The following is a 21,021-nucleotide window of genomic DNA, read 5'->3' as shown; positions in this document are numbered from 1 at the left end:
GGTGAAGGCAGGGGCGGGCTCGCCGGGGGCGAGGCGGATGGCTTCGGTCATAGAGCCAAATCTAGGCCACCCCGGGGACGCCGTCGGCGTCCCTCGGGTGGCGCAAGGAAAGTATGGATTTCACACTTCGGGGCACCCGTCGACTGTGAGCGAGCTTGCGAGCGAACCATTGACGCAGTGGCGAACGCCCGAGCCGAGGGCCCCAGAGGTGATGACGTGAGCCGTAAGAAGCCGGGATGGACGGAGCCGGGAGCCGTGGACGACGGGCTCGCGAACGACGAGGCCAACGAGACGCGCAAGGGCACGGCGGCGGCGCACCCGGTGCTGTCCCTGGCGCCCGCGCCGCGTCCGGTCTCCGGGCGCGTGGTCCGGACCGGGAGCGGGACGCTCGCGGGGACGGACGGCCAGGCGGGGGCCCCGGACAACCGTAGCCCCGCCGAGATCGAGGCCGATATCGCGGCCACCAGGGAGCGGCTCGCGGGAACGCTGGACGAGCTGTCCGACCGGCTCAGCCCGCGCGGCGTGATGCGGCAGGCGAACTCCGCGGTGCGCGGCGTCTTCGTGACGCCGGAGGGCGCGGTACGCAAGGACCGGGCCGCGATGGCGGCTGGCGCGCTGGTCGCGGTGGTGGGCGGATTGGTCGCGGCGCGCATGCTGCGCCGGTGATGCGCTACCGTCGAGACCGTGAGCCGCCGTAATCCCTCGTCCGACGAGAAACTGCCCATCAAGATGCTGCACGACCGGGTGCTCGTGCAGGCGGACGGTGCCGAGGGGGACCGCAAGTCCACCGGAGGCATCCTCATCCCGGCGACCGCGCAGGTGGGCCGTCGGCTGGCCTGGGCGCGCGTGGTCGCGACCGGGCAGAACGTGCGCACGGTGGAGGTCGGCGACCGGGTGCTCTACGACCCCGAGGACCGCGCCGAGGTCGAGCTGCGCGCCACCGCCTACGTGCTGCTGCGCGAGCGGGACATCCACGCCGTCGCCGCGGAACGGCTCGGCGAGTCCGGCGAGGCCACCGGGCTCTACCTCTAGGCGCGGGACTCGACGGTGAGCGAGCGGGTCGAGCGCGCCGACGGCGGCGGGGGCGGGGCCGCCGGGAGCTCCTCGTACTTCACCTACGCCTTCGGCCTGGCCGCGGGCGCGCTGTCCGCCTACGCGCTGCTCCGGCTGGCCGCGCACGCGCAGTCGGTCCTGGTGATAGTCGCGCTCGCCGCCTTCTTCGCCGTCTCGCTCAATCCGATCGTCACGGCGCTGACCCGGCAGCGGCGGCTGCCGATGCGCCGCTCGGCGGCCGTGCTCGTGGTCGGCTTCGGCGTGCTGGCGCTGGTGGCCGGCTTCCTGGCGATCATCGTGCCTCCGGTGGACCGCGAGGTGACCGCGCTGGTGCATCAGGTCCCCCGTCTGCTCAACGAGGCGCAGGACCAGCACACCTGGCTGGGCCGGATGGAGCGCAGGTACCACGTCTTCGCCAAGATCGAGTCGGCGGCCGGCTCGAAGAGCCTCGGCGCGAGCGCGCTGACCGGCGTGGTCGGCGCGGGCAGGTACGTGCTCAGCATGCTCACCGACACGGTCGCCGTGGTGGCGCTGACGATCTACTTCCTGGCCGGGCTGCCCAACGTGGTCAACGCCGTCTTCCGCACCGTCCCGGCCTCCCGCCGGGTGCGTGCGCGGGCGATCGGCGACGAGATCCTGACCCAGGTCGGCCGGTACATGCTCGGCTCCGCGCTGAACGCGAGCATCGCGGGCCTGGCCACGTTCGTCTGGACGGCGGTCCTCGGCATCCCGTACCCGGCCGCGCTCGGCCTGATGGTGGCCCTGCTGGACATGGTGCCGGTGATCGGCTCGACGATCGGCGGCGCGATCGTCACCCTCGTGGCGCTGTCCGTCTCGATGCCGGTGGCGGTTGCAACCCTCGCGTTCTATGTCGCGTTCCGGCTCACCGAGGACTACCTGCTGCTGCCGAAGGTGATGCGGCACGCGGTGGACGTGCCGCCGATCGTGACCGTCGTCGCGGTGCTGATAGGCGGCGCGCTGATGGGGATCATCGGGGCGCTGCTGGCCATTCCGACCGCCGCGGCGCTCAAGCTGGTGGCGCAGGAGGCGCTGATCCCCCGGCTCGAGCGTCGTTGAACCCGTGTCCCGTTCGAGACCTGGGAAGCCGCGCACGGCGATCCCGTTTCACCACTAGAATCGAGCGGATACCGTGCCTGGCAACCACATTGGGTGATGTTCTAAGTGGCTAACACTGACCTGGTCGTTCTCGGCGCCGGACCCGCCGGTCTCGCGGCCGCGTGGCGGGCCGCCCGCCGCGGGCTGTCCGTCGTCGTCCTCGATCGGGCCGAGGCGGTGGGAGGCATGGCAGCCTCCTTCGACATCGCCGGGGTCCGGGTGGACTACGGAAGCCACCGGCTCAATCCCGACATGCCCGGCTACGTCCTGGCCGACCTGCGCTTCCTGCTCGGCGCCGATCTGCAGACCAGGTACCGGGACGGTCGCCTGCTGGTCGGCGACCGCTGGATCACCTATCCGTTCAAGCCGCGCGAGCTGGCCCGGGCGCTGCCCGCGGTGCCGATGGCCCGCGCGGCCTTCGAGGCGCTCTCGACCCCGTGGCGCAAGCCGAAGCCGGGCGAGTCGCCGGAGAGCTACGCGGAGCTGATGCGGGCGGGCTTCGGCCCCACCCTCTACGAGCAGGTCTACGCGCCCTACGCGCGCAAGCTCTGGGGCATAGACGGCGAGCAGATCGACGCGGAGCAGGCGCGGCGCAAGGCGGGCGCGCCCACCGCGCTCTCGGCGCTGACCCGCGCGGTCCGCAACGTCCTGTCGAACGAGTCGCTGGCCTACCTCTACCCGCGCCGGGGCTTCGGCCAGCTGTGCGAGACGATGGCGGACGCGGCGGTGGCCGCGGGCGCGCGGCTGCGCCTGGGCAGCGCGGCGGAGCGGCTCGAGGTGAGCCACGGCGAGGTCTCCGTGCAGCTCGGCCGGTCCGAATACCACTACGCGGCGGCCGAGCGAAGCGGCTGGAGCTCGGACGCCTACCTGGACAGCGGCGGCTGGCTGCGCGCGCGCCACGTCTTCTCCACGCTCCCGCTGCCGCTGCTGGCCCGGATGACCACGCCGGGCGCGCCCTACGAGGCGGTGGAGGCGAGCGGCGACCTGAAGTTCCGGGCCATCGTGCTCGTCTACGTCGTGCACAAGGGCGGCCGCTGGACCCGGCACGACGTGCACTACATCCCGGGCGGCCAGACCGCGGTCAGCCGCATCTCCGAGCCGATGAACCACCGGATCAACCCGGAGGACCCGGAGGACCGCGACGTGGTCTGCTTCGAAATGCCCTGCGACATAGGCGACGAGATCTGGAACGGCTCCGACGACGAGCTGGCCGAACTGGTGCGCGACTGCGTCCGGGAGACCGGGCTGCCGCCGATCAACATCGACTGGATGCAGGTCAAGCGGGTGCGCAACGTCTACCCGATCTACCACCGCGGCTACCGGGACCAGCTCTCGGTGCTCGAGGAGTGGGTGGAGAACATCCCGCACATCACCACCTTCGGCCGGCAGGGGCTGTTCACCCCGGACAACACCCACCACTCGATGATCATGGGCTACGAGGCGGCCGACGCGCTCGGCTCCGGCGAGTTCGACCACGCCCGCTGGGGGCAGGCCAAGGAGCGCTTCTCGAATCACATCGTCGAGACCTGATTCCACAGATCACGTATATTCGCAGGTCGAGAACGCACGGTGATCGCTTCACCGCATCCGGTACGCGCGAGTTCACCTCGGGTCCACGCGTAGTTCACAACCGGTTCCCGGCCACCGCGAAAAATGTCCATCGTGACGAGGTGGACGGAATGACACGGTTCTACCACCCGGACCGGATCGACTACGACATGGTGATGTCGAGCGGTCACGACGGTCGACGGTTGTGGAGCACGGCGGGTGTCGAGGTTGTGGACCCGTCGACAGTGCTGGTCGAGGGCGGCGGGCCGATGGACGGCGACGCCTTCCGGGCGTACGCCGCATCGGTCGCGCCGCGGCTGCGGGACTTCGCGGAGCGGCTGAGCGGGGTCGAGTCGGACGCCGGTTCTACGGCCGGGCGGTACCAGAGCTACCAGCAGGTGCGCGGGATCATCCGCGACGCCGAGGGCATGATGCTGGCCGAGGTGCGCGCGGACGGCTCGGTCACGGTGCTCGGCGAGCTCGACCCGTCGCTGCGCCGGCAGTTCATCGGCATGATCAACGGCTGGCTGCCGATGACCATCCGCGAGGTGGACCGCTACTCCTACGAGAACGCGCTGGCCTCGCTGATCAAGGCGCGGCGGGTGGTGGACTCGATGCTGCGCGAGGTGATCGGCATCGCCGCGGGCGGCCCGGAGCCGCTGCCCTGGGACCGGGTCGCGGAGGCCGCGGGCACCACCCCGGCCGCGCTCACCAGCTGGTTCAGCAGCCCGGACGAGCTGATCAACTCCTGACCGGCGCGCCGGGCGGCGCGCGACGGAGGCCGGCGTGCTCCCGGCGCTCGCCGGTCACTCCTCGATGGCGCCGCCGATCCGCCGCAGGTGCGCGCGGAAGGTGTAGTCAGGGTTCTGAGCACGACGGCGCAGGTAGTCGTCGAACGCGGTCTGCCGGCGCAGGGTCTCGCCGCCGCGGATCCGCCCGGCCTGCCGCCGCTCCGTCTCCTCGATCGCGTGCGCGGTCTCCAGCAGCTCGGCGACCCGGGCGCGGTCGACGAACAGCACGCCGTCCTCGTCCGCGAAGGCCGCGTGCGAGCTGTTCAGCAGGTGCGGACCGACATGCGCGCCGGCCAGGGCCTCCGGCTCGCGCGGATCCACCCGCAGCGGGCCGAACGGGAAGGCGCCGTAGCTGAACACGGGCATCCCGATCTCCCGCAGCTGCGCGGTATCGCGGTGCAGGCCCCACACGACGATCCCGGCCACGCCCGCGGCCCGCGCCTCGAGGACCGCGAGATCGCCGATGCACGCCTCGTCGGTCCGGCCCCCGTTGTCGATCACCAGCACGTCCCCCGGCTCCGCCGCCTCGTAGGCCTCCAGGAAGACGTCCACGCTCCCGTAGTGGCGGACCGGCAGAACGCGGCCGGCCACCGCCGTCTCCGGCGTCACCGGCCGGATCCCGGGCGGCGCGACGTACGCCGGAACGCTCAGGCGCACGCAGGCGTCGGCGATGAGCGGCGTGGCCAGGCCGCCGAAGTCGATCGTCATGGCACGAGCGTATTACGGCGCGCAGTCCCAGGTCGCCGGGCTGGTACTGCTACACAGTTGTAGCAGGCCGGACACCAGCCGGCCGACCATGAAGACCGGATGACTGGCTAAGCTACGGCTCATGTCGTCGATCTCAACCTCGCTGACCTCCATCGAGCACTACGTCGAGGCGATAGTCCTCGGCCTCGTCCAAGGGGTCACCGAGCTGTTCCCGGTATCCAGCCTCGGACACGCGGTGCTGATCCCGGCGTTCATCGGCGGCTCGTGGGCCTCCGACCTGAGCATGACCAACGACAAATCGCCGTACCTGGCGCTGATCGTGGCCCTGCACGTGGCCACGGCGCTGGCCCTGCTGCTGTTCTTCCGCGACGATTGGGTGCGCGTGGTCCAGGGCTTCATCAGCTCGGTCAAGCGCAAGCGGATCCGCACCCCCTACGAGAAGCTGGCCTGGCTGCTGATCTTCAGCACCATCCCGGTCGGCCTGGCCGGCGTGGTCCTGGACAAGGTGCTGCGCTCCACGCTCGGCAAGCCGGTGTACGCGGGCGTCTTCCTGATGATCAACGGCCTGGTGCTCTACCTGGCCGAGCGCGGCCCGGGCAAGGCGCTGAACGCGAAGAAGGGCGGCCGGCGCGGCCGCGGCGGCGCGGTCTCCGACACCACCGTGCGCGAACTGGACAAGCACGGCCGCGAACTGCCGCCGGACATCGCCAGCGACGTGCGCCTGGCCCGCCTCAGCGTGAAGAACGGCATGGTCGTCGGCGCGGCCCAGATCTTCGGCCTGTTCCCCGGCCTGAGCCGGTCCGGATCGACGATCGTGGCCGGACTGTTCAAGGGCATGAGCCGGGAGGACGCGGCGCGCTTCGCGTTCCTGCTGGCCACCCCGGTCATCCTGCTCGCGGGTCTGTACAAGCTGCCGACGCTGATGAGCTCGCAGTACTCGGCCTGGCTGGGCCCGGCGGTCGTGGGCGCCCTCGTCGCCTTCGTCGCCTCGTACCTGTCGGTGAAGTTCCTGGTGCGCTACTTCGAGAACAAGTCACTGATGCCGTTCGCGGTCTACTGCGGCGTCGTCGGCGCCCTCTCCGTCGTCTACTTCGGCATCGTGAAGTAGGCGCCGCACCGTGTACGCCATACGTCTCTCCGACGACCTCGACGCCGAGCTGCGCCCGATCGAGCCGTGGCAGGCCGAGGAATTCCTCGCCCACATGGACCGCGCGCGTGCCAACGTCGATCCGTGGATCTCGTGGGCCGGCCGCTCCACCGACCTCGATTCGGCCCGCGCCACCCTGCAGAGCTACGCCGACCAGCAGGCCGCCGACAGCGGACGCATCTTCGGCATCTGGCTCGACGGCACGCTCGTCGGCGGCACCCTGTTCGTGAAGTTCGACGCGAAGCGCGGATCGTGCGAGATCGGCGTCTGGTCCGAGGCCGCTGGCCAGGGCAAGGGCCTGATCTCGGCCGCGGTACGGCAGCTGATCGACTACGCGCTGATCGAGCGCGGCCTGCACCGCGTGGAGTGGATCAACGCCGTGCAGAGCCTCCGCAGCCGCGGCGTGGCGGAGCGGATCGGCATGCAGCGCGACGGCGTGCTGCGCGGGTTCGTCGAGTTCCGCGGCGAGCGCGGGGACGCCGAGATCTGGTCGATGCTGGCGCCCGACTGGCGGAAGATCAGATCTGCCGCGTTCCCGGCCGGCGGCTGACCCCGGCCGACGGCGCCCGAAATTCGATCGACATCCCCGGCGCCGGTCGGGATAGTCGAAACCATGCTTCAGGACGAGAACGAGGTCTTCTGGGACGAGGAGGCCGCGCAGGGCTATGACACGCCCGGGACCGGCATGTTCGCTCCCGACGTGCTCGACCCGGCAGTGGACCGTCTCGTCGCGCTCGCCGAGGGCGGCTGCGCGCTGGAGTTCGCCATCGGCACCGGCCGCGTCGGCATCCCCCTGCGGCGGCGCGGCGTCCCCGTCGCCGGGATCGAGCTGTCCAGGCCCATGGTCAAGCAGCTGCGAACGAAGGCGGACGAGGCGGAGATCCCGGTCGTCATCGGCGACATGACCAGCGCGACCGCGCCCGAGCCCGGCACGTACCGGCTCGCCTACCTCGTCTTCAACACGATCTCCAACCTGCTCGACCAGTCCGAGCAGGTCGAGTGCTTCCGCAACGCCGCCCGGCACCTCGCGCCCGGCGGCCGCTTCGTCATCGAACTCTGGGTCCCGCAGCTGCGCGCACTCCCGCCGGGCACGCCGGCCTCGGTCTGGAGCACCGAGCCCGGCTACATCGGCCTGGACACATACGACGTGGTCACCCAGCAGGTCGTCTCCCACCACTTCCACTTCGACGCGGCGAACGGCTCGCACGAGGCGCGCGTGAACCGCAGTCCGCACCGCTACATCTGGCCCGCCGAGCTCGACCTGATGGCCCGGCTCGCCGGCTTCGAGCTCGAATCCCGGCACGCCGACTGGCAGGGGGCTGAGTTCACCGCCGATTCCCGTTCGCACGTCTCCGTCTACCGGCTGCCCGCCGCGTAGCAGGCACTGAGCGACGATGCCGGACCCGATCTTCGCCCACCCCCGCCTCGCGGCGGTCTACGACGCCTTCGACGGCGAACGCGACGACCTCGACTTCTATGCCGACGTCCCACGAGCCCCGTTCCGGCCCCGCCGCTCGGGACGCCGCGTCTCGAAGACCAGATGCGCACCGGGACGCAGCGCGGCGCGGATGGCGAGCAGTGTCCGCGACCAGTCGTCGTCGGTGATGAAGACCTGCGCCACGTTCCCGGTCATCACGGCGAGATCGGCGGAGCTCTCCGGCAGGTCGGTGGCGTCGCCGTGGATCCAGGTGACGGCCGCGGCCCCGGCCTTCGATCGCGCGACGTCGAGCGACGCGGCGGCCGGGTCCACGCCGTCACCTGCCTGCCGCCGGCCGCGAGCCGCAGCGCCAGACGATTCTCCGCTACTCCGCCTGCCCCGCCGCCAGCCTTCTGATGGCGCCGAGGGGGATGTGGAGCCAGGTGGGGCGGTTGGCCGCCTCGTAGACGGCCTCGTAGATCGCCTTGTCGATCTCGTAGCACTTGAGCAGGGTGTCCTGCTCGCGGGGATCGTGGCCGTTGACGGAGGCGTAGCCCTTGCAGAAGGAGTTGAAGTTGCGCTCGGCCCACGCCTGGGCGGCGGCGGGGTCGCCGCCGAGGTGGTGGGCGGCGTAGTCGAAGGACCTTGCCATGCCGGCCACGTCCTTGACGGCGGGGGCCATGGCGCGGCGCTCCTCGAGGGAGCGGCTTGGCTCGCCCTCGAAGTCGAGCAGCACCCAGCCGTGGACGGTGCGCATCACCTGGCCGAGGTGGAAGTCGCCGTGCACGCGCTGGGTGGGGATCGGCTCGTCGATTGTGGTCAGCCGGCGCAGTATGCCGCTGAGCGCGGGGACGTACGGCTCCAGCTCGGCCACCCGTCCTGCCGCGTGGTGCAGGTGGGCGATCATCGCCTCGGCCACCCGCTCGAGCTCGTCGGGCTCCATCCGGCCCGTCGGCAGCATGGTCGCGAGGTCGTGGTGCACGCGGGCGGTGGCCTTGCCGAGGCGCCGGGCCTCGGGGCCGAAGTCGCCGCCGGCGGCCTTGGGGCTGGTGCCGGGCGGCTGGGCGTAGAGGTCGCGCACGCTGGTCTGGGCGAGCAGCCAGCCGTCGGTGGCGGTGGGCAGGAACTCGCTCACGGTGGCGACGGTGATCGGCTCGGGGCCGCCGTAGTCGCCGTAGCCGGTCGAACCCTCCCCCGCCCGGGGCCGGCCGTTCTCGTCGCGGGCGTCGTCGTGGTCGTCGGGGGCGCCGCGCGGCGCCGGGCCTGGCCGGGTGGCGCCGAGGTCCTCGAGCGAGAGGGTCAGGTCGATCCAGCCGACCGGCTGCGGGATGTTCCGGCTGCCCGAGTCGGCCAGCGCGAGGGAGAGCTCAAGGTCCGGATTCACCCCGGCGACGGTGCGCCGCAGGAACTTCGCGATGAGCTTGTCGCCGAAGATGACGGAGGTGTTCGACTGCTCGCCGGTGAGCACCAGGGACCTGAGACCCTCGTCGATCCGCCGCCCGGGCAGCATGTGGAAGCGCAGCGGGCCGATCACCTCGCCGGCGGCCAGCCGCTCCAGCAGCCAGCCGGCCAGCTCCGGGTCGTGCAGCCCGTCGTAGCAGTGCCACGCGGCTCCGTGCTCGTCGCGCACGGAGCCGATCTCGGCGTGCGCGAGCCGGTCGGGCAGCTCGCGCCGGGCGCCGATGAACACCTGGTAGCGCTCGGGTTCCCGGCCGTCGGGGCGCACCTCGACCACGACCATGGCCAGCCCGGGGTCGCGGTCGGGCAGCAGGTCGAGACGCGCCAAGACCCTGACACCGGAGTCGACATCGATGCGCGCGCCCTTGCCGCCGTACCAGCGTTGGCGGGGCAGCCAGTCGGCCAGCAGTCTGGCCAGCCTGGCGTCGAGCCCGCTCGCAGGCGCGAGGTGGACGTGATCGACGATCGAGGTCATGGTCAGCGACTCCCTTTCTGCCCAAGGGGGCGCGTACGCCGACTCCGGGAAATCCGGGCCGTTTAGCTTCCCTATTACCCGCTAGGGCCGCTGCAATCTGAACCAGTAGAACCCGTAACCTCCCAGTGTCAACAGGTAGGGCAACTCGCCGATCTTCGGGAAACGGACCCCGCCGAGCAGCTCGACGGGCTCGATGTTCTGGTATTCGCGCAGGTCAAGCTCCGTGGGCTGGGGGAAGCGGGAGAAGTTCATCACGCACAGCACCAGGTCGTCCTGGGACGGGTCGGCCCCGCGCAGCTCGCGCATGAACGCGAAGACCGAGGGGTTGGTGGAGCCGAGCTCGGTGTACGTGCCTAGGCCGAATGCCGGATTCTGCTGCCGGACCTCGATCATCCGCTTGGTCCAGTGCAGCAGCGAGGAGGAGTTCCTGGTCGCGGCCTCGACGTTGGTCGACTGGTAGCCGAACACCGGGTCCATGATCGCCGGGAGGTAGAGCCTTCCGGGGTCGCACTGGCTGAAGCCGGCGTTACGGTCCGGGGTCCACTGCATCGGGGTGCGCACCCCGTCGCGGTCGCCGAGCCAGATGTTGTCGCCCATCCCGATCTCGTCGCCGTAGTACAGCACCGGGCTGCCGGGCAGCGAGAGCAGCAGGGCGTTGAACAGCTCGATCTGGCGGCGGTCGTTGTCCAGCAGCGGGGCCAGCCGGCGCCGGATGCCGACGTTCGCCTTCATCCGCGGGTCCTTGGCGTACTCCGCGTACATGTAGTCGCGGTCTTCGTCGGTGACCATCTCGAGCGTGAGCTCGTCGTGGTTGCGCAGGAAGATGCCCCACTGGGCGTTCTCCGGGATCGCCGGGGTCTGGGCCAGGATCTCCGAGACCGGGTAGCGCGACTCCCGGCGCACGGCCATGAAGATGCGCGGCATGACCGGGAAGTGGAACGCCATGTGGCACTCGTCGCCGCCGGCGGCCGGGTCGCCGAAGTAGTCGACCACGTCGCTCGGCCACTGGTTGGCCTCGGCGAGCAGCACCCGGTCCGGGTACTCCGAATCCACCATCTTGCGCACCCGCTTGAGGAACGCGTGCGTCTCCGGCAGGTTCTCGCAGTTGGTGCCCTCCCGCTGGTAGAGGTACGGGACCGCGTCCAGCCGGAAGCCGTCGATGCCCAGGTCCAGCCAGAACCGCAGGGCGGCCAGGATCTCCTCCTGGACCCGCGGGTTCTCGTAGTTCAGGTCCGGCTGGTGGGAGAAGAACCGGTGCCAGAAGTACTGCTTGCGCACCGGGTCGAAGGTCCAGTTCGACGTCTCGGTGTCGACGAAGATGATCCGCGCGTCGCCGAACTGCTTGTCGTCGTCCGCCCAGGTGTAGTAGTCGCCGTACGGGCCCTCCGGGTCGCTCCGGGAGGCCTGGAACCACGGGTGCTGGTCACTCGTGTGGTTCATCACGAAGTCGATGATCACCCGGATGCCGCGCAGGTGGGCCTGCTCGACGAACTCCACGAAGTCGCCCAGGTCCCCGAACTCGGGCAGCACGTCGGTGTAGTGCGCGACGTCGTAGCCCCCGTCGCGCAGCGGGGATTTGAAGAACGGCGGGAGCCAGATGCAGTCGATACCCAGCCACTGGAGGTAGTCCAGTCGCGAGGTGAGGCCTTTCAAATCGCCGATGCCGTCGCCGTTGGCGTCCTGGAAGGAGCGCACCAGCACTTCGTAGAAGACGGCGCGCTTGAACCAATCCGGGTCGCGCTCGCTCTTGGGCAGGTCGAGCGGGCTGTCGGAGACGGGCTCGTTGACGATCACGGTCACTCCTTGGCTTCAGGAGGAGCACTCTGCGGTGCCAGGCGGATGAGCACCCCTCACCGCCGCCCCCGTCATCGCCGGAGGGTCAGCAGGTGTGCGGGGTTCTCGTGAGGGTCGAGTCGGATGTAGTTGTCCCGCCCCCAGTGGAAGGTGCCGCCGCCGAGCTCGTCGTGCACGACGAAGCGGTCCGTCCAGCCGAGGCCGAGTGCGGGAAGGTCGAGGTGAACCGTGGCCTCCCGCGTGGAGTGCGGGTCCAGATTGACCACCAGGATCACCGTGTCGCCGTCCTGGTCCCGCTTGGAGTAGCACAGCACAGCATCGTTGTCGGTGTGATGGAAATGCAGATTCCGCAACCCTTGGAGCGAACGATGGTTACGTCGGAGGGTGTTGAGTCTGGTGAGCAGCGGAGCGAGCGACCTGCCCTCGGCTTCCGCCGCGGCCCAGTCGCGCGGCCTCAGCTGGTACTTCTCCGAGTCCAGGTACTCCTCGCTGCCCGGCGCGGCGGGCAGGTTCTCGCACAGCTCGTATCCAGAGTAAACCCCCCACGTCGGTGCCAGTGACGCGGCGAGGATAGCGCGGATCTCGAAGGCCGGCCGACCGCCGTGCTGGAGGTACGCGTGCAGGATGTCCGGGGTGTTGACGAAGAAGTTCGGGCGCAGGAAGGAGGCGGTGTCCGCGGACAGCTCGCGCAGGTACTGCTCGAGCTCGTCCTTGCCGTTGCGCCAGGTGAAGTACGTGTACGACTGGTGGAAGCCGACCGCCGCGAGGGCGTGCATCATCGCCGGCCGGGTGAAGGCCTCGGCGAGGAAGAGCACGTCCGGGTCGGTGCGGTGGATCCGGTCGAGCAGCACCTCCCAGAACGCCACCGGCTTGGTGTGCGGGTTGTCCACCCGGAAGATCCGCACGCCGTGGCCCATCCAGTGCCGCAGCAGCCGCTCGCACTCGTCGAGCAGGCCGGGCAGGTCGGCGTCGAAGTAGATCGGGTAGATGTCCTGGTACTTCTTCGGCGGGTTCTCGGCGTACGCGATGGTCCCGTCCGAGCGGTGCCGGAACCACTCCGGATGCTTCTCCACCCACGGGTGGTCCGGCGAGCACTGCAGCGCGAAGTCGAGGGCGACCTCCATCCCGAGGTCCGCCGCCCGGGCGACGAAGTCGTCGAAGTCCTTGATCGTGCCCAGGTCGGGGTGCACGGCGTCGTGGCCGCCCTCCGGGGAGCCGATGGCCCAGGGCGAGCCCGGGTCGTGCTCGCCGGGCGTCAGCGAGTTGTTGGCGCCCTTACGGAAGCTGGTGCCGATCGGGTGGATCGGCGGCAGGTAGACGACGTCGAAGCCCATCGCGGCGATCGCGGGCAGCCGCTCGGCGGCGGTGCGGAAGGTGCCGGAGATCGGGGCGTTGCGGCCGAGCGGGTCGACCCGGGCGCCCTCGGAGCGCGGGAAGAACTCGTACCAGGACCCGTACAGCGCCCGCTCGCGGTCCACCCGCAGCGGCAGCGGCTCGCTCCGGGTCACGTGCTCGCGCACCGGGCGCACGGACAGCGCCTCGTGCACCTCGAAGCGCTCGGCCAGCGCGAGGCGCGCCTCAGGGCTCGCACTCTCGTCGAGCAGCCGCTCCGCGGTCTCCTGGAGCAGCTCCTTGCCGGGGTACTCGACCTCGTGCCCGGGCGTGACCGGGATCACCGTCTCGGTCGCCGCGGCCCGCTCCAGCAGGGCCGCGCCGTCGGCGAAGACGACCTCGATGTCCTGGCCGGCCGGGACCTTGGCGCGGGCGACGTGGTACCAGGTGGCCACCGGGTCGTCCCAGGCCTCCACGTGGAACGTCCACTCCCCCGGACGGTCGGCCCGCACCCAGGCCTCGTACCGGTCGGTTCCCGGCGCCACCTCCCGCATCCGGTGCCAGCCGTCGGTTAGCCCGTCCGGGTCCGTGAGCACGACGTTCGCGGCCACGGCGTCGTGGCCCTCGCGGAAGACGGTGGCGGAGACGGGGAAGGATTCACCCGGTACGGCCTTGGCCGGTCGGGCGCCGTCGAGGACTCGGGGCTGGACATCGAGCAGCGGGATGCGTCCGATCACACTTCCAGTTCTATCCGAAACCGGGCGTCCGTTCTACCGCTGAGGGCCGAACGCCGGGATGACACCGAATGGCTCTCGCATGTTGGTCGATCGCTGTACGTCCGGGCGAGGCTGCGGCTAGGCTCGATCAGCATGAAGGCGATCCGGCGCCTGACGGTGCGCACAGTCCTGCCCGAGCCCCTCTCCGCACTCACCGAGCTGGCGACGAATCTGCGCTGGTCCTGGCACGAGCCGACGAGGGCGCTGTTCGAGGCGATCGATCCAGAGCAGTGGGAACACGTCCGGCACGACCCGGTCCGGCTGCTCGGCGCGGTCCGCACCGAGCGGTTCGCCCAGTTGGCGGCGGACGGGCACTTCACCGACAGGGTCGCGGCCGCGGCCGAGGACCTGCGGGATTATCTGACCAAGCCGAAGTGGTATCAGAACCTGGAGAACCCGCCGCGGGCGATCGCCTACTTCTCCCCGGAGTACGGCATCACCGCGGTGCTCCCGCAGTACTCCGGCGGCCTCGGCATCCTGGCCGGCGACCACCTGAAGGCGGCCTCCGACCTGGGCGTGCCGGTGATCGGCGTGGGCCTGCTGTACAAGCGCGGCTACTTCCGCCAGTCGCTGTCCAGGGACGGCTGGCAGCTGGAGACCTATCCGCTGCTGGACCCGGACAACCTGCCGCTGACCAAGCTGCGCGACCGGGACGGCCACGCCGTCCGGGTGACGATCGGGCTGCCCTCGCTGCGCGAGCTGGTCGCCCAGGTCTGGCTGGCCACGGTGGGCCGGGTGCCGCTGCTGCTGCTCGACACGGACATCGAGGAGAACGCGGACGGCGGCCGGGACGTGACCGACCGGCTCTACGGCGGCTCCCCCGAGCACCGGCTGCACCAGGAGATGCTGCTCGGCATCGGCGGCATCCGGGCGGTGCGCGCGTACTGCGCGATCAGCGGCACGCCGGAGCCGGAGGTCTACCACACCAACGAGGGCCACGCCGGGTTCCTCGGCGTGGAGCGGATTCGGGAGCTGGTCGAGGAGCACGGCCTCGACTTCGACGAGGCGCTGGCCGCGGTGCGCGCCGGCACGCTGTTCACCACGCACACCCCGGTGCCCGCGGGCATCGACCGCTTCCCGAAGGAGCTGATCGCCGAGCACTTCGGCGGCGAGAACGGCAACCCGGGCGTGCCGGTGGACCGGGTGCTGGCGCTGGGCGCCGAGACCTACCCGGGCGGCGACCCCGGCTGCTTCAACATGGCCGTGATGGGCCTGCGTCTCGCGCAGCGGGCCAACGGCGTGTCGGTGCTGCACGGCGAGGTCTCCCGGGAGATGTTCGGCGGCCTGTGGCCCGGCTTCGACGCGCCGGAGGTGCCGATCACCTCGATCACCAACGGCGTGCACGCGATGACCTGGGTGCATCCGCTGGTCACCGAGTTGATCGAGCGGGAGCTCGGGCCGGAGGCGATGCGCGCGCCGTTCGAGGCGGTCGGCCGGATCTCGGACAAGACGATCTGGGAGATCCGCAGCCGGCTGCGCGCCGAGCTGGTCAAGGAGGCCAGGCGGCGGGTCTACGAGTCGTGGCTGGCCCGCGGCGCCTCGGCCGCGGAGCTCGGCTGGACCGGCTCGCTGCTCGACCCGAACGCGCTGACCATCGGCTTCGCCCGCCGCGTGCCCTCGTACAAGCGGCTGACGCTGATGCTGCGCGACCGGGAGCGGCTGGTGCGCCTGCTGACCAACCCGGAGCGGCCGGTCCAGCTGGTCATCGCGGGCAAGGCGCACCCGGCGGACGACGGCGGCAAGCGGCTCGTGCAGGAGCTGGTCCGCTTCGCCGACGAGGCCCGGGTCAGGCACCGCATCGCCTTCCTGCCGAACTACGACATGGCGATGGCCCAGACCCTGCTGCCCGGCTGCGACGTGTGGCTGAACAACCCGCTGCGGCCGCTGGAGGCCTGCGGCACCTCGGGCATGAAGGCGGCGCTCAACGGCGGCCTGAACCTGTCCATCAAGGACGGCTGGTGGGACGAGTGGTACGACGGCGAGAACGGCTGGGCGATCCCGACCGCGGACGGCGTGGAGGACCCGGACCGGCGTGACGAGCTCGAGGCCGCCGCGCTCTACGACCTGATCGAGCACTCCGTGGCCCGCCGCTTCTACGACCGGGACGCGGCCGGGCTGCCGACCCGCTGGATCGAGATGGTGCGGCACACGCTCACCACCCTCGGCCCGAAGGTGCTGGCCGGGCGGATGGTCCAGGACTACGTGCAGCGGCTCTACGAGCCCGCCGCGCTCTCCAGCCGGGCCGCCGCGGCCGACGGCTTCGCCGGCTCGCGCGAGCTGGCCGCCTGGACCAAGCGGGTGCGCCGGCTGTGGCCGATGGTGGCGATCGAGCACGTGGACGCCGAGGCGGAGCCGGACGGGCGCACCGAGGGCGGCCGCCGGCCGCGGCTCGGCGGCGGCCTGCGGATCCGGGCGCTCGTGCAGATCGGCGAGCTGGCCCCGGACGAGGTCGAGGTGCAGGCCGTGTTCGGCCGGGTGGACGAGGACGACCAGCTGCGCTCCGCCGCGCTCGCGACGCTCGAGCACCTCGGCGTGGACGAGATGGGCCGGAACCGCTACGAGGGCGTGATCGACCTCGAGCAGTCGGGTCCGTTCGGCTACACGGTCCGCGCCGTGCCGAAGCACCGGATGCTCTCGTCCTCGGCCGAGCTGGGCCTGGCGACCCTGCCGTACTCCGGCTGATCCGGCGTACTCCGGCTGATCGTGCCGTACTCCGGCTGATCCGGCCGTAGTCCGGCTGATCCGGCCGTGCTCAGGCTGATCCGGCGTCAGCTTCAGATCCCCAGGGTGAACCACACGGTCTTGCCCTGGGGATGGCTGCGCACGCCCCAGTCGGCGGACAGCTCGTCGACCAGGTGCAGGCCGCGGCCGCCCTCGTCGCCGACCTGGGCGTTGCGCAGCCGCGGCACGGTCGGGTTGCCGTCGGAAACCTCGATCATGACGTTCGCCGCGTCGCGGGTCATCCGCAGCCCGAACGGCGAGATGCCGTAGCGCAGCGCGTTCGTGACGAGTTCGCTGACCAGCAGCTCGACGACGTCGGCGAGGCCCTGCAGGCCCCAGGCCAGCAGCCGGCCGCGAATCAGGTCCCTGGCTTGGGCGACGGCGGTGGGCCGGGCGGTGAGCGTCCACGCGGCGGCCTCGGCCTCCGGCAGCCGGCCGAGCTCGGCCAGCATCAGCGTGGAGTCCCCGGTGTGCTCGCCGCTGCCGAGCATGACGCTGTTGATGTGGTCGCAGGTCTGCTCCAGCCGCGCGTCGGGCACGTCTTCCGCCTTGTCGAGCAGGCGTCCGAGTTCGGAGATCGCGGCGTCCGCGTCCTCGCCCAGCGCGTGGCCGAGCAGGCCGTCGGTGTAGAGCGCGAGCAGCGAGCCGGGCGGGATCGTGCACTGCCGTTCCTCGAATTCGCCGCCGCCCACGCCGAGGGGCGGCCCGACCGGGAGCGCCACGCGGTAGGCCGGATCGTAGGGCGTGCGCAGCAGCGGAGGCAGGTGGCCGGCCGAGGCGAAGACCGCGGTGCCGTCGGACAGATCGCAGCTGACGTACACGCAGCTGCTGGTGTATTCGTCCCCGAGGGATTCGGCCAGGACGTCGAGCCGGTGCAGCACCTGGGCCGGGCTGAGATCCAGCTGCGTCAGCACGCGCGCCGCGCTGCGGAACTGGTCGGCGACCGAGGGCGGCGTGGGCAGGTCCCCGCCGAGCACGTCCCCCACCGCGAGCACCAGCCGGTTGCCCGGCAGCCGCAGCGAGTCCGACCAGTCGCCGCCGCCCTCCGCCCCGGTCAGGCCGGTGCGGCGCCGGTACGCGACGCGCACTGCGGCCACCTCGGGTACCGAGGAGGTGTCGGCCATAGGTGTGGATCCTGGGATTGATCGGAGCGTTGCCTTACACCTTTGTCATCCCCAGAGACAAGCTGTTTAATAGGACTTTCCGCGTGAGTTACGCCACCCGGGTCCCCGGCGCCGCCTCCGCGTCCAGGACGTCGAGGATCGCGAGGTCCCCCTCCAGCCACGGCACGTCGCGCACCTCGGGCGTTCCGGGCGCGAACCAGCGCACCTCGTCGTGGTTCTCGATCGCCGCCGGCTCGCCGTCGAGCAGCTCGGCCCGGTAGGTGCGCACCAGGAAGCGGCCGTTCGGCGAGACGTACTCGGGGCCGACCGGGTCGCCGACGGCGATCTCCACGCCGAGCTCCTCGCGGCACTCGCGGATCAGCGCGGCCACGTCGTCCTCCCCCGGCTCGGTCTTGCCGCCGGGGAACTCCCAGAGGCCGCGCAGCGCCTCCGGCTCGGTGCGGCGGGCGCCGAGGAAGCGGCCCTCGCGCTCGATCACGGCGGCGACGACGGGGATGAGGCGCTCGGGCGCGTACTGCGGCTCGGTCATGCGCTCCATGGTGCCAGGCTCGGGCGCCGAACCGGTTACAGCTCGCGAGTTGCGGCGGGGTTCATGAGGATGGAGATACTGGGCTTCATGCCCAGCATGCACGCATATGACTCCGAGCTCGCCGACCTGATCTTCGACTACATGCGCGAGCGGCTTCAACTCGACCCGGTTCCGCTCGACCACCCGGGCCGCAAGGACAAGCTGGACTCGGTGCTGGCCGGGCTGATCGGGCCGGAGGGGCACGACCCGCACAAGGTGCTCTCGGTGTACGACGACCACCTGTCCCAGGCCGTGATCTCCTGCGACAGCCCGCGCTTCCTGTCGTTCATCCCGGCCGCCCCGACCAAGGCGGCGCTATTGTTCGACATGGTCGTCTCGTGCGCCTCGCTGCAGGGCATCTCCTGGCTGGAGGCCTCCGGCGCGATCGCCGCGGAGAACCAGGTGCTGCGGCTGATCGCCGACTTCGCCGGGATGGGCCCGGAGGCGGGCGGCTGCTTCGTGACCGGCGGCTCGGCCGGCAACCTCTCGGCGCTCGTGGTGGCCCGCGACGTGGCCAGGATGCGGCTCGGCCTCGGTCCCTACGACCGGGTGCGGATCGCCGTGAGCGACCAGGCGCACTCCTCGATCGGCAACACCCTGCGCATCATCGGCGTGGAGCCGCTGGTCGTGCCGAGCGACGACCACCGGCTGACCGGGGCCAACCTGCGCGCGGCGCTCGCGGCGGACGACAGCGGGATCCCGGTGATCGCCGTCGTCGCCACCGCCGGCACCACCAACGCGGGCATCATCGACGACCTCGAGGGCGTCTCCGAGATCGCCCGCGAGCGCGACCTGTGGTTCCACGTGGACGGCGCGTACGGCGGCGCCGGCCTGTTCGCCCCGAGCGTCCGGGGGCGGTACGCGGGCATCGAGCACGCCGACTCGTTCGTCGTCGACCCGCACAAGTGGCTCTTCGCGCCCTTCGACTGCGCGGCGCTCGTGTATAAGAACCCGAAGCTCGCGAAGGCGGTGCACACCCAGGACGCGTCGTACCTCGACGTGATCCACATGGACACCCCGGACGAGTGGAACCCGACCGACTACGCCTACCACCTCACCCGCCGCGCCCGCGGCCTCCCGCTGTGGTTCTCCCTGGCCGTGCACGGCACCGACGCCTACGCGCAGGCCATCGAGGCCGCGCTGACGCTGGCCCGCGAGTCGGCCGAGCTGATCCGCCGCAGCCCCGAGCTCGAACTGATCCGCGAGCCCGAGCTCTCCTCGGTGCTGTTCCGCCGCAAGGGCTGGAGCGCCGAGGACTACCAGGCCTGGTCCGACCGGCTGCTCGCCGGCCAGATCGCCTTCGTCACCCCGACCGGCTGGAACGGCGAGACCGTCGCCCGCTTCGCCTTCCTGCACCCGCACACCTCGCTCGCCGTCGTCGAGGAGATCCTGGCGACGATGGCGTAGGCGGGCGGACGGGCGAATCGGCGGTCAGGCGCCGAGCAGTCCGCGCGCCGCGCTGGCGTATCCGGGGGCGAGTTCGGCGTCGATCGCCGCCCACTCGTCCTCGGAGAGCTTGAGCACGCCGGGGGTCCGCGGCCGGGCCTCCGTCAGCTCGATCCGCAGGTGGTTGGCCGGGTGGCTGACGTCGGTGCGGGTGTTGCGCAGCCGGTCCAGGAGCTCCCGGCGCCGCCTCTCGGTGTCCGGGATGGAGTCCACGTACTCCGCGAGACCCGGCCAGAGGACGGACGCAGCCTCGGTCCGCTTGGCGTTGGACCGGTTCTTCGACGTGGTGAGGAATCCGCCGACCGCCTCGGCCAGCCCCAGCTTGACCAGCAGCCCGAGCAGCGCCTCAGAACCGGCGAGCTGCGCGCCGAGCTCGTCGGCGAGGTACTCGGCGCGCTGGCCGCAGTACAGGTCGAGCCGCCCGAGCAGCGCCTGGCAGCCGACCGCGACGGCGAAGAGCGGCGCGAACAGCACTGCCAAGACAGCCGGTGTGAGCAGTGCGGCGAGAGTGGTGAATCCTCCTCCGGAGGTTTGCGCGATGCGCATGTCGCTCGCCTCTTCGAAACGAGTCTGCCGCGGGTCGAGCAGCTTGGTCCACGCGTGAAGCGAACGCCGCGCCGAGGCGGCCCAGAGTCCGTGCGTCGTATCACCGTTGACCTGGTGCGCGAGTTCGTGTCCGAGCAAGGCGATGCGCTCCTGGCCGGAGAGGACCGTCCACAGCGGCACGCCGAGAAGCAGATAAGACCGCTGACGTATGCCGGCTCGGCCCGTCGAGGCGTTGAAGCTGAGACCGAGGCGCACCTGATCGGGAACCGCACAGCCGAGTTCGGCCGCGCAGCGGTCGAGCAGTTCGTAGAACCTCGGCGCGGAAGCGCGGTCGAGGCCGCCGTTCGAATTCACCCGCCGCGGCAGCCGAGGGCCGACGGCTAGGAAGGTCAGCACGCAGATGCCGAGGACGACCTCCGACCAACCGGCCTCGTGCGCTGCGACGACCAGCAGGATCGGCAGCACCAGCAGGCAGATGCCCATCAGGTGCACGATCCCTGACAACACGGTGACGGACAAGCCGACGGCGGTCGTCGGGCGCAGACTGCTCGCGGTGCGCAAGGACTCGAACAGCCGCCGTGAGCGCTCGTACTCGCGCGCCAGGCGTCGGACCTCGCGGTTGCCCAGCTCCGGCGGCTTCGGATCCGCGTTGTACCCGCAACTCGTGCACCACTGGACGAACCGCGGATCGAGCCGCGCCGTCTCGGCGCACTTCGGACAGCGGAAATCACGCAGCTCAATGCCGTCCGGCATCGGGGTTCCCCTCCCTGAGACCGCACCTGTATGCGGAAAGAGACTCATGGATAGCACGCCGCTTGCATCGTGGCAAGGTCCTTCCACGGCTCGGCTGCGGGGGCGACTTGCGCGGCGCGCCCCGGTGTCGATTCAATGGGCCCCAAATCTCTGTCGTGGGTTGGGGATCTCATGGATGCATTGACCGCGCAGGACCCGGCCCGGATAGGCCCGTTCCGGCTGGTCGCGCGGCTCGGCCGGGGCGGGAT

The 21,021-nt window shown here is 71.0% G+C and carries 17 protein-coding genes and 2 pseudogenes; 11 read left to right on the top strand and 8 right to left on the bottom strand.

What is annotated here, in order from left to right; translation table 11 throughout:
• Nucleotides 1-216 precede the first annotated feature (216 nt).
• From KDK95_RS28110 to KDK95_RS28090, 5 genes are all read left to right on the top strand, one after another.
• Entirely contained in the window at nt 217-666 is a 450-nt protein-coding gene (locus KDK95_RS28110; protein ID WP_212521330.1) for a DUF3618 domain-containing protein, read from the top strand.
• Nucleotides 667-729: 63 nt separating this feature from the next.
• Nucleotides 730-1,032, top strand: a complete 303-nt coding sequence (locus KDK95_RS28105; protein ID WP_212521331.1) for a GroES family chaperonin — start codon at nt 730-732, stop codon at nt 1,030-1,032.
• A gap of 15 nt (nt 1,033-1,047) precedes the next feature.
• The gene (locus tag KDK95_RS28100; RefSeq protein ID WP_212521329.1) at nt 1,048-2,130 is read left to right on the top strand and encodes an AI-2E family transporter; all 1,083 of its coding nucleotides are present in this window, start codon (nt 1,048-1,050) and stop codon (nt 2,128-2,130) included.
• 105 nt (nt 2,131-2,235) lie between these two features.
• Entirely contained in the window at nt 2,236-3,699 is a 1,464-nt protein-coding gene (locus tag KDK95_RS28095; protein ID WP_212521328.1) for a protoporphyrinogen/coproporphyrinogen oxidase, read from the top strand.
• 149 nt (nt 3,700-3,848) lie between these two features.
• The gene (locus KDK95_RS28090) at nt 3,849-4,469 is read left to right on the top strand and encodes a hypothetical protein (protein WP_212521327.1); all 621 of its coding nucleotides are present in this window, start codon (nt 3,849-3,851) and stop codon (nt 4,467-4,469) included.
• Nucleotides 4,470-4,523: 54 nt separating this feature from the next.
• Here the strand turns inward: KDK95_RS28090 and KDK95_RS28085 are convergent, their stop codons facing one another.
• Entirely contained in the window at nt 4,524-5,216 is a 693-nt protein-coding gene (locus KDK95_RS28085) for an RraA family protein (RefSeq protein WP_212521326.1), read from the bottom strand.
• Nucleotides 5,217-5,358: 142 nt separating this feature from the next.
• Here KDK95_RS28085 and KDK95_RS28080 point away from each other — a divergent pair, with 142 nt between their 5' ends.
• The 4 genes and pseudogenes from KDK95_RS28080 to KDK95_RS38390 form a co-directional block, all read left to right on the top strand.
• A complete protein-coding gene (locus tag KDK95_RS28080; protein WP_372463399.1) occupies nt 5,359-6,324 on the top strand; it encodes an undecaprenyl-diphosphate phosphatase in 966 nt (321 codons plus the stop codon).
• 10 nt (nt 6,325-6,334) lie between these two features.
• On the top strand, nt 6,335-6,913 hold the full coding sequence (locus tag KDK95_RS28075; RefSeq protein ID WP_212521324.1) for a GNAT family N-acetyltransferase: 579 nt from the start codon (nt 6,335-6,337) through the stop codon (nt 6,911-6,913).
• Nucleotides 6,914-6,976: 63 nt separating this feature from the next.
• A complete protein-coding gene (locus KDK95_RS28070) occupies nt 6,977-7,741 on the top strand; it encodes a class I SAM-dependent methyltransferase (protein ID WP_212521323.1) in 765 nt (254 codons plus the stop codon).
• Nucleotides 7,742-7,757: 16 nt separating this feature from the next.
• A pseudogene (locus tag KDK95_RS38390) lies at nt 7,758-7,842 on the top strand (SAM-dependent methyltransferase); the annotation flags it as partial.
• A 28-nt stretch (nt 7,843-7,870) separates the two neighbouring features.
• Here KDK95_RS38390 and KDK95_RS28065 read toward each other — a convergent pair.
• The 4 genes and pseudogenes from KDK95_RS28065 to KDK95_RS28050 form a co-directional block, all read right to left on the bottom strand.
• Nucleotides 7,871-8,157 (bottom strand): annotated as a pseudogene (locus KDK95_RS28065) (class I SAM-dependent methyltransferase); the annotation flags it as partial.
• Between the two features lie 8 nt (nt 8,158-8,165).
• Entirely contained in the window at nt 8,166-9,713 is a 1,548-nt protein-coding gene (locus tag KDK95_RS28060) for a maltokinase N-terminal cap-like domain-containing protein (RefSeq protein WP_212521321.1), read from the bottom strand.
• An 81-nt stretch (nt 9,714-9,794) separates the two neighbouring features.
• Nucleotides 9,795-11,507, bottom strand: a complete 1,713-nt coding sequence (treS, locus tag KDK95_RS28055; protein ID WP_212521320.1) for a maltose alpha-D-glucosyltransferase — start codon at nt 11,505-11,507, stop codon at nt 9,795-9,797.
• 71 nt (nt 11,508-11,578) lie between these two features.
• Nucleotides 11,579-13,576, bottom strand: a complete 1,998-nt coding sequence (locus tag KDK95_RS28050) for an alpha-1,4-glucan--maltose-1-phosphate maltosyltransferase (RefSeq protein ID WP_212521319.1) — start codon at nt 13,574-13,576, stop codon at nt 11,579-11,581.
• Between the two features lie 132 nt (nt 13,577-13,708).
• Between KDK95_RS28050 and glgP the strand changes: the two genes are divergently transcribed.
• Nucleotides 13,709-16,297 carry an alpha-glucan family phosphorylase gene (gene glgP / locus KDK95_RS28045; RefSeq protein WP_212521318.1) on the top strand — a complete coding sequence of 863 codons (2,589 nt, stop codon included), beginning with the start codon at nt 13,709-13,711 and terminating at the stop codon, nt 16,295-16,297.
• A 92-nt stretch (nt 16,298-16,389) separates the two neighbouring features.
• On the opposite strand, the gene KDK95_RS28040 is transcribed toward glgP, so the two are convergent.
• Both KDK95_RS28040 and KDK95_RS28035 read right to left on the bottom strand, forming a co-directional pair.
• Nucleotides 16,390-17,460 (bottom strand): ATP-binding SpoIIE family protein phosphatase, encoded by a 1,071-nt coding sequence (locus KDK95_RS28040; protein WP_212521317.1) that lies wholly within the window; start codon nt 17,458-17,460, stop codon nt 16,390-16,392.
• An 88-nt stretch (nt 17,461-17,548) separates the two neighbouring features.
• Nucleotides 17,549-17,998: a (deoxy)nucleoside triphosphate pyrophosphohydrolase gene (locus KDK95_RS28035; RefSeq protein ID WP_212521316.1), complete on the bottom strand. Its 450-nt coding sequence runs from the start codon at nt 17,996-17,998 to the stop codon at nt 17,549-17,551.
• Between the two features lie 87 nt (nt 17,999-18,085).
• On the opposite strand from KDK95_RS28035, the gene KDK95_RS28030 reads away from it, so the two are divergent.
• On the top strand, nt 18,086-19,435 hold the full coding sequence (locus tag KDK95_RS28030) for a pyridoxal phosphate-dependent decarboxylase family protein (RefSeq protein WP_372463398.1): 1,350 nt from the start codon (nt 18,086-18,088) through the stop codon (nt 19,433-19,435).
• Between the two features lie 24 nt (nt 19,436-19,459).
• Here KDK95_RS28030 and KDK95_RS28025 read toward each other — a convergent pair whose 3' ends face one another.
• A complete protein-coding gene (locus KDK95_RS28025) occupies nt 19,460-20,773 on the bottom strand; it encodes a M48 family metallopeptidase (RefSeq protein ID WP_212521314.1) in 1,314 nt (437 codons plus the stop codon).
• Nucleotides 20,774-21,021: the final 248 nt, after the last annotated feature.

It is taken from the genome of Actinospica acidithermotolerans, assembly GCF_018139625.1.
Lineage (GTDB): Bacteria > Actinomycetota > Actinomycetes > Streptomycetales > Catenulisporaceae > Actinospica > Actinospica acidithermotolerans.
Note: the sequence above shows the minus strand (reverse complement) of the source record. Positions and strands in the feature narration are given on the sequence as shown.

Excerpts from the sequence above, each read along its gene's own strand:
- KDK95_RS28035 (WP_212521316.1), bottom strand. The coding sequence starts at position 17,998 with ATGGAGCGCATGACCGAGCCGCAGTACGCGCCCGAGCGCCTCATCCCC.
- glgP (WP_212521318.1), top strand. The coding sequence starts at position 13,709 with ATGAAGGCGATCCGGCGCCTGACGGTGCGCACAGTCCTGCCCGAGCCC.
- KDK95_RS28060 (WP_212521321.1), bottom strand. The coding sequence starts at position 9,713 with ATGACCTCGATCGTCGATCACGTCCACCTCGCGCCTGCGAGCGGGCTC.
- KDK95_RS28105 (WP_212521331.1), top strand. The coding sequence starts at position 730 with ATGCTGCACGACCGGGTGCTCGTGCAGGCGGACGGTGCCGAGGGGGAC.
- KDK95_RS28090 (WP_212521327.1), top strand. The coding sequence starts at position 3,849 with ATGACACGGTTCTACCACCCGGACCGGATCGACTACGACATGGTGATG.
- KDK95_RS28070 (WP_212521323.1), top strand. The coding sequence starts at position 6,977 with ATGCTTCAGGACGAGAACGAGGTCTTCTGGGACGAGGAGGCCGCGCAG.
- KDK95_RS28085 (WP_212521326.1), bottom strand. The coding sequence starts at position 5,216 with ATGACGATCGACTTCGGCGGCCTGGCCACGCCGCTCATCGCCGACGCC.
- KDK95_RS28040 (WP_212521317.1), bottom strand. The coding sequence starts at position 17,460 with ATGGCCGACACCTCCTCGGTACCCGAGGTGGCCGCAGTGCGCGTCGCG.
- KDK95_RS28025 (WP_212521314.1), bottom strand. The coding sequence starts at position 20,773 with ATGCCGGACGGCATTGAGCTGCGTGATTTCCGCTGTCCGAAGTGCGCC.
- KDK95_RS28030 (WP_372463398.1), top strand. The coding sequence starts at position 18,086 with ATGCACGCATATGACTCCGAGCTCGCCGACCTGATCTTCGACTACATG.